Here is a 13,089-nt window from a genome sequence, read left to right as displayed (position 1 = left end):
CGGAGGGAACCGCTCCCATCAGGTCACGCCGGTTGTGGGACGTCTCCGTTTTGGTCCACGGCCCGCGAGGCGGAAAACTGGTTGCATGCGCGTTTACCCCACATTCTTCAAGCTGGCTTTTTCCTGGATGGACGCCGAGCGCGCCCATACCCTCGGATTCAAGGGAATCCGGCTGGCGCACTCGTCCGGGGCGGGGAAGGTCCTCCGCAGGCTGACTGCCCCGGCGCCATCCCTTCAGACCACTGCCTTCGGCATCACCTTCCCCTCACCGTTCGGACTTGCAGCGGGTTTTGACAAGGAAGGGCATGGCATCGAAGCCCTCACCGAGCTTGGCTTCGGCCACGTTGAAGTGGGCACCATTACCGGCCAAGCGCAGCCGGGCAACGAGCAGCCGCGGCTGTTCCGCCTGATCCAGGACCGTGCGGTCATCAACAGGATGGGTTTTAACAACGACGGCGCCGCCGCCGTCGCTCCCCGCCTTAAGTCCGCCCGGGCTGCCCTGCAGCGGATGTACCCCGCGGTGCGGCCGGTCATCGGGGTCAACATCGGCAAAACCAAAGTTGTTGAACTTGCTGACGCGGTGGAGGACTACCGCATCAGCGCACGCACCCTTGCGCCTGCCGCCGACTACCTCGTGGTCAACGTCAGTTCCCCCAACACGCCGGGACTGCGGCTGCTGCAGGACGTCGAAACGCTACGCCCCCTTCTTACCGCCGTTGGGGAGGAAGCCGACCGTGCAGCGGGCAGGCATGTGCCGCTGCTGGTGAAGATTGCTCCGGACCTCAGCGACGCAGACATCGACGACGTTGCACGGCTCGCCCTGGACCTGAAGCTGGACGGCATCATCGCCACCAACACCACCATCGCCAGGACGGGGCTGGCGTCCCCGGCTGAAACAGTGGAAAAGTGCGGGGCTGGCGGGCTGTCCGGTGCACCGCTGAAGCAGCGTTCCCTGGAGGTGCTCCGCCGCCTCAAGCAGGCAACCGGCGATGCCTTGACCCTGGTCGCCGTCGGGGGCGTGGAAACAGCCCAGGACGTGCAGGACCGGCTCGACGCAGGGGCAACCCTGGTCCAGGGTTACACGGCCTTCCTGTACGAAGGCCCCTTCTGGGCGGCACGCATTAACCGGCAGCTCGCCCGCAAGCGGCGGTCCTGAAACACTTCGGGTCCTGACCCGCTTAAACAGCAGTCCCCGGCAGGTGACCTGCCGGGGACTGCTGTTTAAACGGAAACTCTGAATCAGGAGGGGAACTGGCCGCGGCTGACCTGGGGCTTGGGCAGCCGCAGCTTGCGGAACTGGAGGGAGCGCATGGAGCCGTACCAGACAGTGCCGCGCTCAACCTCGCCAAACTTCTCCGCCAGCCGCTTGCGCAGTTTGCGGGACAGCAGGAACACGTCCACGAACACCGCGAGGAACATGACCCAGAAACCACCCAGGACGTAAATCATGTAATCGCTGGATGCCGGCACCACCAGGGAGACCAGAACGAAAACAAGTGCGCCGAACATCAGGAACTCGCCCAGGCTGAACCGGGCATCGACGAAGTCGCGGGCAAACCGCTTCTGCGGTCCCTTGTCCCGCAAGGGCAGGAACTTTTCGTCTCCGGTATCAAGGGCCTGGCGCATCTTCTGCCGCTGGTCCTGGATGACCTGGCGCTCGGCAGCCTTGGAAGCCTTGCGGTCCTCCGGCACCAGCGGACGCTTGCGGGCGGCTTCCTGGGCCCTCCGTGTTGGAGTGGGGGCACCCTTGCCGATGACACCCTCCTGGCGCGCCGCCGCTTCCGCCGCCTGCTGGTCTACTGTCTCCTGCGCCGAGGGCGCTTCTTTTTTACGTCCGAACACCTGAACAGAATACCTTGCGGGAGGTGTCGGGATTCCTTGCCCGCGGCTGTTGCCGAAGCAACAGATGTGACGGGAGTAATGTTTTGGCCATGACTTCCTCGCCAATGGCAACCCCGTACGATCCGCATGGCCCCTCATCCCCGGGCCCTGGGACAACCGGCCAGACGGACCAACTCCGGGCCGCCGTCGACCGTTCCTTCGACCAAACCCTGCGCCGCCTCAAAGACCTTGTGGCGATTCCCGGGATCGCCTGGCCCAGCTTTGACCGGGCACCGCTGGAACGCAGTGCCGAAGCGGTGGCGGAACTGCTTCGTGACGCCGGCCTGGACGAAGTGCAGACCCTCACCTGCCCCAAGCCGGACGGCACGCCCGGCGGACCCGCCGTCGTCGCCCGCCGTCCCGCGGCGCCCGGCAAGCCCACCATCCTGCTGTACGCACACCATGACGTCCAGCCTCCCGGCGACGAAGCCCTGTGGGAAACACAACCGTTCACCGCAGTGGAAAAGGATGGCCGGCTCTACGGCAGGGGCGCCGCTGACGACAAAGCCGGCATCATGGCCCACATTGCCGCCTACGCCGCCGTCTCGGAAGTTGTAGGCGAGCTGGGACTCGGCGTGACGTTCTTCTTCGAAGGCGAAGAGGAAGCCGGATCGCCCACCTTCCGGCCCTTCCTGGAGGCCAACCGCGAGTTGTTGCGGGCCGACGTGATCGTCGTCGCGGACTCCAGCAACTGGAAAGTGGGCGTTCCTGCCCTGACCACCAGCCTGCGTGGCCTCGTTGACGGCACCATTGAAGTGCAGGTCCTCGACCACGCTGTGCATTCCGGTATGTACGGCGGCCCGGTGCTGGATGCCCCCACGCTCCTGTCGCGGCTGATCGCCACACTCCATGACGACGACGGCAACGTCGCGATCGAAGGGCTAGTGGCCACGGACAACGCTGCCGTGGACCTCCCGGAAGCCGACTACCGTGCCGATGCTTCAGTGCTCGACGGCGTTCGTCTCGCCGGAACGGGCAGCATTGCCTCGCGCCTGTGGACCAAGCCTGCACTGTCCATCATCGGCTTTGACGCCCCAGCCGTGGACGTCGCCTCAAACACGCTGCTGCCGCGTGCCCGTGCCAAGTTCAGCCTCCGCCTCGCGCCGGGCCAGGATCCCGCCGCGGCCATGGAGGCTGTGGGCCGCCATGTTGAAGCCAACGCGCCGTTCGGTGCGAAGGTCATCTTCACACCGGGGGAGAGCGGCAATCCCTTCCAGACGGACACGGCGTCACCGGCGGCCCGCCTGGCAATGTGGGCCCTGGGGGAGGCCTGGGGCGTCCCGGCCGTCGAAACGGGCATAGGCGGTTCCATCCCCTTTATTGCAGACCTGCTGGAGCTGTACCCGGAGGTGCAGATCCTCGTCACGGGCGTTGAGGACCCGGACTCGAGGGCGCACAGTGCCAACGAATCACTGCACCTGGGCGACTTCCGGCATGCAATCCTGGCCGAGGCGCTCATGCTTGCCCGCCTCAACAGCGGGGGCCTGGACGTGCAGCCCGGCTGATTCCGCTGACAGTCGGGCAGGGCTCCCGCCGCCAAGCGGCCCAGGGAACAACGGGAGCCCTTTCATGGTTACGTCAGGAGTTAGAGCTACAAGGCTGTCCGACGTAGCATGTAGCTATAGCCCATACCCAATCCGTAGGGGCAGGCACCGCAGAAGCGGAGCCGCCAGGACCCGTCCCAAGAAGGTAGGCCAATGAGCACCGCAACCAATGAGAACAGCACCGCAACCACCAGCGAATCCGGCGAACTGCCGGTCCACGAGGTCAACCTGACCGATGTCGCCGCAGGCAAGGTACGCAGCCTTCTCGAACAGGAAGGCCGCACGGATTTGCGCCTTCGGGTTGCCGTGCAGCCCGGCGGCTGCTCCGGCCTGATCTACCAGCTGTACTTCGACGAGCGGATTCTCGACGGCGACGCCGTACGTGATTACGACGGTGTCGAGGTCGTGGTGGACAAGATGAGCGTTCCGTACCTCAGCGGCGCCAGCATCGACTTCGAAGACACCATTTCCAAGCAGGGATTCACCATCGACAACCCCAATGCCGGTGGCTCCTGCGCCTGTGGAGATTCCTTCCACTAAGCCGGTCATTTTGCCGTATGCCTGCGCCGTGTCTCCTGCCAACAAGATTGGCTGGGAGGCGCGGCGCCGACATGTGGGCGAAACGTCCGGGGGAGCGGTAAGCTCTACACCGAGTAGTAAAACTTTTAGTGTGCCCGGGGCCGCCGATGGCTGCCCGGACAACAGCAACAAGTAGGAAGGGCCGTCTGTGAGTTCGCAGAACCGAACCGGCAGCCGACGCAAAACGATCACAACGATCACTGGCTTGGCAATTGCCGGCGCGTTGGTTTTGACCGGATGTTCGCCAGAGGTAGAGAAGGGGTGGCTGCCGACTGAACGCGGCACCACCAGCAACACCGACCGCATCATGGACCTCTGGGTCAACTCATGGATTGCCGCGCTGGTGGTGGGCACCATTACCTGGGGCCTCATCATCTGGTGCCTGGTGGCGTACCGCCGCCGCAAGGGGACCGTTGGTTTCCCCCGGCAGACCAGTTTCAACCTTCCCCTTGAGGTCTTCTACCTGACCATCCCGATCTTCATGGTCCTGGTGTTCTTCTACTTCACCGACCGTGACCAGCAGGCCATTGATGACCGCTCCCAGCCGGCCGACGTCGTAGTTGACGTCCGCGGCAAGCAGTGGGCCTGGGACTTCAACTACAAGTCCGGCGACGTCATCCAGGAAGACCTCCACGAAGCCGGTGTCCAGGCGCACCTGACCGGCAACACCATCGACAAGGAACAGCTCCCCACGCTGTACTTGCCGGTGAACAAGTCCGTTGACCTCGAGCTCAACGCCCGCGACGTTATCCACTCGTTCTGGGTTCCCGCCTTCCTGCAGAAGCGCGACATGATCCCCGGAAAGACCAACTACATCAGGTTCACCCCCACTAAAGAGGGCACCTACGACGGCAAGTGTGCCGAACTCTGCGGCGAGTACCACTCCGAAATGCTGTTCCGCGTCAAGGTGGTGTCGGAATCTGAATTCCAGGCCCACATGGACGGGCTGAAGGCAGCCGGCAACACCGGGCTGCTGGGCGTGGAGTACGACCGCAACCCTAACCTGAACGAAATTAAGTAAGGGGAGCGACGTGGCTACGTACACTCAATCCGCACCCACAGGAGCCCTGCAGGCTCCGGTGGTACCCAAATCCAAGGGACGCATCGTCGTCAACTGGATCACCTCCACTGACCACAAGACCATCGGGTACATGTACCTGATCGCCTCGTTCGTCTTCTTCTGCCTCGGCGGCGTCATGGCGCTGCTCATCCGTGCCGAACTCTTCGAGCCCGGCATGCAGATCCTGCAGACGAAGGAACAGTACAACCAGCTGTTCACCATGCACGGCACGGTCATGCTCCTGATGTTCGCCACCCCGCTGTTCGCGGGCTTCGCCAACGTCATCATGCCGCTCCAGATCGGCGCCCCCGACGTCGCATTCCCGCGTCTGAACGCCCTGGCCTTCTGGTTCTTCCTCTTCGGTTCCACCATTGCGGTGTCCGGCTTCATCACCCCGCAGGGTGCGGCATCTTTCGGCTGGTTCGCCTACGCACCACTGTCGAACACCACATTCAGCCCCGGCATCGGCGGTGACCTGTGGGTCTTCGGCCTGGCGCTCTCCGGCTTCGGAACCATCCTCGGTGCGGTCAACTTCATCACCACCATCATCTGCATGCGCGCCCCGGGCATGACCATGTGGCGCATGCCGATCTTCACCTGGAACACCCTGATCACGGCCATCCTGGTCCTGATGGCGTTCCCCCCGCTGGCCGCCGCACTGTTCGCCCTGGGCGCCGACCGCAGGTTTGGTGCACACATCTTCGATCCCGAAAACGGCGGTGCCGTCCTCTGGCAGCACCTGTTCTGGTTCTTCGGCCACCCCGAGGTGTACATCATCGCGCTGCCGTTCTTCGGCATCGTGTCTGAGATCTTCCCGGTGTTCAGCCGCAAGCCGATCTTCGGCTACAAGGGCCTCGTTTACGCCACGATCGCCATCGCCGCACTGTCCGTGACGGTGTGGGCCCACCACATGTACGTCACCGGCTCGGTGCTGCTGCCGTTCTTCGCCTTCATGACGATGCTCATCGCTGTTCCGACCGGCGTGAAGTTCTTCAACTGGATCGGCACCATGTGGCGCGGTTCCATCACGTTTGAAACCCCCATGCTCTGGAGTATCGGGTTCCTCGTGACGTTCCTCTTCGGTGGCCTCACCGGCATCATCCTGGCCTCGCCTCCGCTCGACTTCCACGTCTCGGACTCCTACTTCGTGGTGGCGCACTTCCACTACGTGGTCTTCGGAACCGTGGTGTTCGCCATGTTCGCCGGCTTCTACTTCTGGTGGCCCAAGTGGACCGGAAAGATGCTCAACGAGCGCCTCGGCAAGATCCACTTCTGGCTCCTGTTCCTGGGCTTCCACGGCACGTTCCTCATCCAGCACTGGCTCGGTGTCGAGGGCATGCCCCGCCGCTACGCCGACTACCTGGTGGAAGATAACTTCACCTGGATGAACCAGTTCTCGACTGTGGCGTCCTTCGTCCTCGGCGCCTCGCTGATTCCGTTCTTCTGGAACGTCTACATCACGTGGCGGAAGGCCGAAAGGGTGCAGGTTGATGACCCTTGGGGCTTCGGTGCCTCCCTCGAATGGGCCACGTCCTGCCCGCCGCCGCGCCACAACTTCACCTCGCTGCCCCGGATCCGTTCGGAGCGCCCCGCCCTGGACCTGCACCACCCTGAACTGCGCCAGGTCCACACCGTCGATTCGCCGGCACCTGCGGCCAGCGTTCTCGGCAACGCCGACCAGAAGGACACCGCACAGTGAAAATCGAATCTTGGATCTTTGGATCGGGAGTCTTCTTCTTCATCCCTGTCTCCATCGTGTACGGGTTCCTGACGCACTGGAACGAGTGGGTCGGCACCCTCGGTGTCCTGCTCGTAGGCGGACTGGCCGGCATGATCGGCGCGTACCTTGGCTTCACCGCCAAGCGCGTGGGCATGCGCCCCGAGGACCGCAGCGACGCTGAGATCCACGAAGGCGCCGGCGAGCAGGGGCACTTCAGCCCCTGGAGCTGGTGGCCCCTGGTCCTCGGCCTGGCTTGCGCCACCGGGTTCCTCGGCCTGGCTGTTGGGTTCTGGATTGTCTTCATTGCTGCCGGCCTTGCGGTCGTAGCGCTTGTTGGCTGGGTATACGAATACAGCCGTGGGGACCACGCCCACTAGGCAACACACTTAATAACGACGCCGGCCCCCACCTTTTGGTGGGGGCCGGCGTCGTTGTGTCTGGGCCAGTTTGTTCGGGACTGAATCAGGCTGGTTCCGGGGCTGGTTCGGCCTGGTGCCGGGCTAGTGCCGAGCGGCGGGCTGGAGGGCTCCCTGCGCCGCGAGGAGGTCCCCGAGGAACTGGAGGACCCCCGCGGCATTTTCCGCGCTTCCAGGCCCATCCAAGGCTGTCTCGCGGACCGTGAGCTCCACTGTGCAGCCGTGCTGGAAATCGGCAGCCATCACCTGAAGCAGCGACCGCGCATCGACGCCCGGGTTGCCGTCCTTGGCAATGACCACGGGAAGGCCCGTGTCCATGACGGCCCGGACAAAGTCGGCCGCTGGCCTTGCATGAAGGCCTACAGAAGCCGTGACCATGGCCTTGTGTGATGGCAAAGGGGGACTCCTTCGTCTTGACGGACCCGTCCGTCTGTCGCGTAAATCTTCCTGCCCAAATATATATCCGGCGGCCCGGCGCTGCCTCCACGAAATCAGCTGCGGGAACACAGCTGGTCTAGACCTGACCTACGATTAGAGGTGGCGTCAAGCAGGAAAAGGCGGACTCATGGCGGCTGCAGCCAAGACCATCAAGGGCGACATAGACCGCACCAGCGGTATCGCCATCTACATTCAATTGCGGGAGATCCTGCGCGCCTACATCGCGGAGGCATGCCCACCGGGTTCGGCACTGCCTTCAGAACGCGACTTGGCCGAACGCTTCGGTCTTGCCCGGATGACAGTCCGCCAAGCCATCGATGCACTGGTAGGCGAGGAAGTCATCGAACGCGTTGTTGGCCTGGGTACCTTTGTCCGCCGTCCAAAGCTTGACCTCCAGGTCAAGCTCACCTCCTACAGCGAGGAAATGCAGCGCCGTGGCATGGTGCCCGCGGCTAAGGTCCTCAGCTTCGAGCAGATCGGTGCCAGCGCGTTCCTCGCCCGCGAACTGCAGCTGGACGAGGGCACTCCGCTGGTGCGTTTCCGCAGGCTCCTGCTGGCGGACGGGGAGCCAATGAGCGTGGATGAGAACTTCATCCCCGCCCACCGCGTCCCGGGCCTCCTCGACGGCGAGCCGCCCACTTCCTTGTACAACGTCCTGAGCGAACAGTTCGGCCTGGTCATGGAGTGGGGTGAGGACATGATCGAGGCGACCGCAGCGTCCCCGTCCACGGCGCGCCTGCTCAACGTGGAAGTGGGATCACCGCTGTTGAAGATCCAACGGCACGCCTTTGTGGCCCGCTCCATGGTGGACTACTCCGTTTCCTACTACCGCGCAGACCGCTACAAGCTCTGGGTGCCCCTGCAGCGCCCCGGGGCACGTCGGGCGCGTAACCTCTAGGCGGGCCGCGCAGGGGACTGGCCCCACCAAGTCCCGGTGCTGCGGCCACCTGGACGTGAAACTAAACAGAGCAGGGCCCGGTCCAATTTGGACCGGGCCCTGCTCAGTTTGGTGTCTGGGTGAACCTAGTGGGACAGGCTCTTGGCTTCCTCAGAGGCTTCCACTGCCGCGTGGCCGTGGCCATGGGCTGCTTCAAGCTCTGCGGGTGTAGCCGGAGCTACGCGGTCCTCAAAGAACCACTTGGAGAGGAAGGCGCGGCGCTTCTCGTTGCCGGTCACCACACCATGCTCGTTCGGCACGGCGGGGAGAACCTCAGGAGACTCGAAACCGACGAGCTTGTAGCGCTTGTACTCATCGAGCGGAGCGTGAACCTCGATGAACTCACCGTGGGGCAGGCGCACGATGCGTCCGGTTTCCCGGCCGTGAAGTGCAATCTCGCGGTCCTTGCGCTGGAGCGCAAGAGCGACGCGCTTGGCAACGATGAATCCGATGATCGGGCCGATGAAGAACAGGGCACGAAGCCAGTAGGTGACGTCGTTGAGGGACACGTGGAAGTGCGTGGCAATGAGGTCAGAGCCGGCGGCCGCCCACATGACGCAGTACCAGATGAAACCTGCAACACCAATGCCGGTACGTGTAGGGGCGTTGCGGGGACGGTCCAGGACGTGGTGTTCGCGGTTGTCCTTGGTGATCCAGCGTTCGATCCACGGGTAGGTGAACATCACCGTGAACAGGATGCCGGCGGGTACCAGGGCGGGAAGCAGCACATTGAACGTGAAGACAAAGCCCAGCCAGGTCTGCTCCACGTGCCAGTCACCAAAGGTGCCGGGCATCAGGCGCAGCGCGCCGTCCACGAATCCGATATACCAGTCAGGCTGGGTACCGGCGGAAACGGGGGACGGATCGTAGGGACCGTAGTTCCAGATCGGGTTGATGGTGAAGAACGCTGCCATCAGTGCCAGGACACCGAAGACGATGAAGAAGAAGCCGCCGGCCTTGGCTGCGTACACGGGGCCAAGGGGGTAGCCGACAACGTTGTTGTCGTTGCGGCCCGGGCCGGGGTACTGGGTGTGCTTGTGAACCACAACCATGAAGAGGTGGAGCACGATCATCAGGAGGATCAGCGCCGGCACCAGCAGGATGTGCAGCATGTAGAGGCGGCTGATGATTGCCGTTCCCGGGAACTCTCCACCGAACAGGAAGAAGGAGATGTAGGTACCAACTACCGGGATGGACTTGATGACGCCGTCAATGATGCGCAGGCCGTTGCCCGAGAGCAGGTCGTCAGGAAGTGAGTAGCCGGTGAAGCCGGCAGCCATGGCCAAGATGAGCAGGACGCAGCCCACAACCCAGTTCATTTCACGCGGACGGCGGAATGCGCCGGTGAAGAACACCCGGAGCATGTGCACGGCGATGGATGCCACGAACAGCAGGGCTGCCCAGTGGTGGACCTGGCGCATGAACAGGCCGCCACGGATATCGAAGGAGATGTTCAGCGACGAGCTGTAGGCCACTGACATTTCGACGCCCTTGAGGGGCACATACGATCCGTCGTAGTGGGTCTCCGCCATGGACGGGTCGAAGAAGAACGTCAGGAACGTACCCGAAAGCAGCAGGATTACGAACGAGTAGAGAGCAACCTCGCCGAACATGAAGGACCAGTGGTCGGGGAAGACTTTTCGGCCGAACTCCCGAAGGATTCCGGAACCGCCAACTCGGGAATCGACGAAGTCGGTAACCCGGCCTGCCTTGGTTTTGGCGACGAAAGCGGGCTCAGCTGTTGTTGCTGCGCTCATGCATATCACGCTCCCAGTAACTCGGTCCTACAGGTTCATGGAAGTCGCTGGTGGCGACGAGGTAGCCTTCGTCATCAACTGCGATGGGCAGCTGGGGGAGAGGGCGGCTGGCCGGTCCGAAGATCACCTTGCACTCTTGAGTGAGGTCAAAGGTGGACTGGTGGCACGGGCACAGCAGGTGGTGCGTCTGCTGCTCGTAAAGAGCAACGGGGCAGCCAACGTGGGTGCAGATCTTGGAGTACGCAACGATGCCGTTGTATCCCCAGTTCTCGCGGCCTTCAGAGGGATGCAGCGATGCCGGGTCCAGGCGCATGAGCAGCACAACGGCCTTGGCCTTCTCGTTGAGCTTGCCCTCGTGGAGTTCGTTCAGGCCTTCGGGAATGACGTGGAAGGCCGAACCGATGGTGACGTCCGCCGCCTTGATCGGCGTGCCGTCGGGGTCGCGGGCCAGGCGCTTGAGCTTGCCGTCCTGCGGTGCCCACATGGTGTGGGCAAGCTTGTTATCGGGCCGGGGGCCCAGATCGCCGAATATTGCCACTGCGGGCAGCGGAGCGAGGGCCACGGCGCCGAGGAGGGTGTTGCGGATCAGGGGGCGGCGCTTGATGCCGGTCTCTTCCACAATGTCGTCAACGATGCGGACTGCAGCCTGGCGGTCCTCTTCGTAGCGGATAGCGTGGCGCTCTTCCGATACTTCGTGGTCCGGCATCAGGGCCTTGGCCCAGTGGACGATGCCGGTACCGATACCGAGCATGGCGAATGCCGTGCCGACACCAAGGAGCGCATTCTGCAACCGGATGGTTGCGATGTTGGAATCCTCGCCAAGGTCGATGGCGAAGTACGCCACCAGGAAGATCAGGGTTCCAACGACAGAGATGCCAAATAGTAAGGCGACCTGCCGTTCTGCCCGCTTTGCGGCCTTCGGATCCGTGTCAGCCAGGCGCAAACGATGCGGGGGAATTCCAGGATCCTGGAACTTCTCCACCTCATTCTGACCAGCCGTAGCTACGGTGCCCGAGTGGTTCGGACTGCCGTCACTATGGTTGCCCATAATTCGCCTCATCCTTCTCTCGTCCCGGCGGCTGCCGGGTTAGTTTCTAATATCAACCTGCTGGACTTTGCAGCAGAAAGTTTGGTGCGGGGACCGCGTCAGGATGTGCGGGACGTCAGCCAGATGGTGAAGGCAATGATGACGCCCAGGCCTGCAACCCAAACGAAGAGGCCTTCAGCAACAGGACCCAGCGAGCCGAGGTCGGCTCCGCCCGGGGAACCGGTGCTTTCGATCTGCTTCAGGAACGTGATGATGTCCTTCTTGCCTTCAGGGGTGATGTTCGAGTCACTGAAGACCGGCATGTTCTGCGGACCGGTCGCCATTGCTTCGTAGATGTGCTTACCCGAAACATCGGCGAGGGCCGGTGCGAACTTGCCACGGGTCAGGGCACCACCGGCAGCGGCGGCGTTGTGGCACATGGCGCAGTTGGTGCGGAACAGCTCACCGCCGGCGGCTGCGTCACCGCCGCCGTTCACCAGGTCCTCTTCAGGAACTGCAGGGCCGGCGCCCAGGGAAGCGACATAGGCTGAAAGCTGGTGGGTTTGCTCGTCGTTGAACTGGGCGGGCTTCTTGAGGGCCTGCGGTCCGTTCATCTGCATCGGCATGCGGCCGGTGCCCACCTGGAAGTCAACAGCAGCGGCGCCAACGCCCACCAGTGAAGGGCCGTCAGCGGTGCCGCTGGCACCCATGCCGTGGCACGTGGCGCAGTTCGCCGCGAAGAGCTTGCCGCCTTCTTCAGTGTCGTTGGCACTGTAGGTGGTGGTGGAAGCCTTGGCCTCGTTGACGGTGGTTGCCACAGCGTACAGCCCACCCGTAAGGAGTAGCCCCATCAGGAGCAGCGCTATTGCTGCCAGTGGGTGACGCCGCTTTTGTGAGAGTGCCTTCACGTGGTGGTTCCTTTATTCGTTCCTGCGACGGCTTGTGGAGCCGCGACCTGAAATTCTGCCTCGTGTAGAAAAAGTTTCAAAACTGGTTACTTGAGTACGTAGATGACCAAGAAGAGGCCGATCCACACGACGTCAACGAAGTGCCAGTAGTAAGAGGTGACAATCGCCGAGGTGGCTTCGAAGTGACCGAACTTCTTCGCGGCGAACGACCGGCCCATGATGAGCAGGAAGGCAACGAGGCCGCCGATGACGTGCAGGCCGTGGAAGCCAGTGGTCATGTAGAAAGCGGAGCCGTAGGCGTTGGAGGAAAGCGAGACGTGCTCGGAAACCAGCATCGCGTACTCGGTGGTCTGGCCCGCGACGAAAAACGCACCCATGATGAACGTCAGGGTGAACCATTCGTTCATGCCCCAACGGGAGAACGAGAACACCCCTCCGGTGCGGCGCGGCTGGAGCCGTTCGGCGGCGAAGACGCCCATCTGGCAAGTAAAGGAACTTGCCACGAGGACGATGGTGTTAACGAGCGCAAAGGGGAAGTTGAGCTTGGCTGTCTCGTCCGCCCACATCTGAGCACTCGTGGAGCGCAGTGTGAAGTACATGGCGAAGAGACCGGCGAAGAACATCAACTCGCTGGACAGCCACACAACGGTTCCGACAGAAACCATATTGGGGCGGTTCAGCGTGGGGTGCGCCGGGGTACTGGGGGCATGGGTCGCAGATGTCACATAGACATTATGTCTGTAAAAGTCCGTGCTGCCCAACGCAAACCGCCTTTTCGGAGGACTTTTTCTACAAAGACGCGAAATCGCGCGGAAAAGTTCC

13 protein-coding genes are annotated in these 13,089 nt (G+C 62.9%); 7 read left to right on the top strand and 6 right to left on the bottom strand.

The window, feature by feature from the left end; translation table 11 throughout:
* Window positions 1-85: 85 nt before the first annotated feature.
* Window positions 86-1,156, top strand: a complete 1,071-nt coding sequence (locus tag BLT71_RS11570) for a quinone-dependent dihydroorotate dehydrogenase (protein WP_091720338.1) — start codon at window positions 86-88, stop codon at window positions 1,154-1,156.
* 83 nt (window positions 1,157-1,239) lie between these two features.
* Here BLT71_RS11570 and BLT71_RS11565 read toward each other — a convergent pair whose 3' ends face one another.
* On the bottom strand, window positions 1,240-1,842 hold the full coding sequence (locus BLT71_RS11565) for a DUF3043 domain-containing protein (RefSeq protein ID WP_091720336.1): 603 nt from the start codon (window positions 1,840-1,842) through the stop codon (window positions 1,240-1,242).
* Between the two features lie 89 nt (window positions 1,843-1,931).
* Here BLT71_RS11565 and BLT71_RS11560 point away from each other — a divergent pair, with 89 nt between their 5' ends.
* The 5 genes from BLT71_RS11560 (at window position 1,932) to BLT71_RS11540 (ending at window position 7,161) form a co-directional block, all read left to right on the top strand.
* Window positions 1,932-3,386, top strand: a complete 1,455-nt coding sequence (locus tag BLT71_RS11560; RefSeq protein ID WP_197676716.1) for a dipeptidase — start codon at window positions 1,932-1,934, stop codon at window positions 3,384-3,386.
* 192 nt (window positions 3,387-3,578) lie between these two features.
* The gene (locus BLT71_RS11555) at window positions 3,579-3,965 is read left to right on the top strand and encodes a HesB/IscA family protein (protein WP_015937148.1); all 387 of its coding nucleotides are present in this window, start codon (window positions 3,579-3,581) and stop codon (window positions 3,963-3,965) included.
* Window positions 3,966-4,152: 187 nt separating this feature from the next.
* The gene (gene ctaC / locus BLT71_RS11550; RefSeq protein WP_015937147.1) at window positions 4,153-5,025 is read left to right on the top strand and encodes an aa3-type cytochrome oxidase subunit II; all 873 of its coding nucleotides are present in this window, start codon (window positions 4,153-4,155) and stop codon (window positions 5,023-5,025) included.
* A gap of 10 nt (window positions 5,026-5,035) precedes the next feature.
* Window positions 5,036-6,763: an aa3-type cytochrome oxidase subunit I gene (ctaD, locus tag BLT71_RS11545; RefSeq protein WP_091720331.1), complete on the top strand. Its 1,728-nt coding sequence runs from the start codon at window positions 5,036-5,038 to the stop codon at window positions 6,761-6,763.
* A complete protein-coding gene (locus BLT71_RS11540) occupies window positions 6,760-7,161 on the top strand; it encodes a cytochrome c oxidase subunit 4 (RefSeq protein ID WP_056079276.1) in 402 nt (133 codons plus the stop codon). The genes ctaD and BLT71_RS11540 overlap by 4 nt, the downstream gene beginning before the upstream one ends.
* A 123-nt stretch (window positions 7,162-7,284) precedes the next feature.
* Here BLT71_RS11540 and BLT71_RS11535 read toward each other — a convergent pair whose 3' ends face one another.
* Entirely contained in the window at window positions 7,285-7,596 is a 312-nt protein-coding gene (locus tag BLT71_RS11535) for an HPr family phosphocarrier protein (RefSeq protein ID WP_091720328.1), read from the bottom strand.
* Window positions 7,597-7,765: 169 nt separating this feature from the next.
* On the opposite strand from BLT71_RS11535, the gene BLT71_RS11530 reads away from it, so the two are divergent.
* Entirely contained in the window at window positions 7,766-8,536 is a 771-nt protein-coding gene (locus tag BLT71_RS11530) for a GntR family transcriptional regulator (RefSeq protein WP_091720325.1), read from the top strand.
* A gap of 125 nt (window positions 8,537-8,661) precedes the next feature.
* Here the strand turns inward: BLT71_RS11530 and qcrB are convergent, their stop codons facing one another.
* The 4 genes from qcrB to ctaE all read right to left on the bottom strand — a co-directional run bounded on the left by qcrB (window position 8,662) and on the right by ctaE (window position 12,992).
* Window positions 8,662-10,332: a cytochrome bc1 complex cytochrome b subunit gene (qcrB, locus tag BLT71_RS11525; RefSeq protein ID WP_091720322.1), complete on the bottom strand. Its 1,671-nt coding sequence runs from the start codon at window positions 10,330-10,332 to the stop codon at window positions 8,662-8,664.
* A complete protein-coding gene (gene qcrA / locus BLT71_RS11520; protein ID WP_091720320.1) occupies window positions 10,310-11,380 on the bottom strand; it encodes a cytochrome bc1 complex Rieske iron-sulfur subunit in 1,071 nt (356 codons plus the stop codon). The genes qcrB and qcrA overlap by 23 nt, the downstream gene beginning before the upstream one ends.
* 98 nt (window positions 11,381-11,478) lie before the next feature.
* Entirely contained in the window at window positions 11,479-12,267 is a 789-nt protein-coding gene (gene qcrC / locus BLT71_RS11515; protein WP_091720317.1) for a cytochrome bc1 complex diheme cytochrome c subunit, read from the bottom strand.
* Between the two features lie 86 nt (window positions 12,268-12,353).
* Window positions 12,354-12,992 (bottom strand): aa3-type cytochrome oxidase subunit III, encoded by a 639-nt coding sequence (gene ctaE / locus BLT71_RS11510; RefSeq protein ID WP_172829962.1) that lies wholly within the window; start codon window positions 12,990-12,992, stop codon window positions 12,354-12,356.
* Between the last annotated feature and the right edge of the window lie 97 nt (window positions 12,993-13,089).

Source organism: Pseudarthrobacter equi (genome assembly GCF_900105535.1).
GTDB lineage: Bacteria > Actinomycetota > Actinomycetes > Actinomycetales > Micrococcaceae > Arthrobacter > Arthrobacter equi.
This window is presented reverse-complemented; position numbering and strand designations above follow the sequence as displayed.

Bases quoted from the DNA above. Each gene is read 5' to 3' on its own strand.
- BLT71_RS11570 (WP_091720338.1), top strand. From the start codon at position 86: ATGCGCGTTTACCCCACATTCTTCAAGCTGGCTTTTTCCTGGATGGAC.
- BLT71_RS11560 (WP_197676716.1), top strand. From the start codon at position 1,932: ATGACTTCCTCGCCAATGGCAACCCCGTACGATCCGCATGGCCCCTCA.
- BLT71_RS11555 (WP_015937148.1), top strand. From the start codon at position 3,579: ATGAGCACCGCAACCAATGAGAACAGCACCGCAACCACCAGCGAATCC.
- BLT71_RS11530 (WP_091720325.1), top strand. From the start codon at position 7,766: ATGGCGGCTGCAGCCAAGACCATCAAGGGCGACATAGACCGCACCAGC.
- qcrB (WP_091720322.1), bottom strand. From the start codon at position 10,332: ATGAGCGCAGCAACAACAGCTGAGCCCGCTTTCGTCGCCAAAACCAAG.
- qcrA (WP_091720320.1), bottom strand. From the start codon at position 11,380: ATGGGCAACCATAGTGACGGCAGTCCGAACCACTCGGGCACCGTAGCT.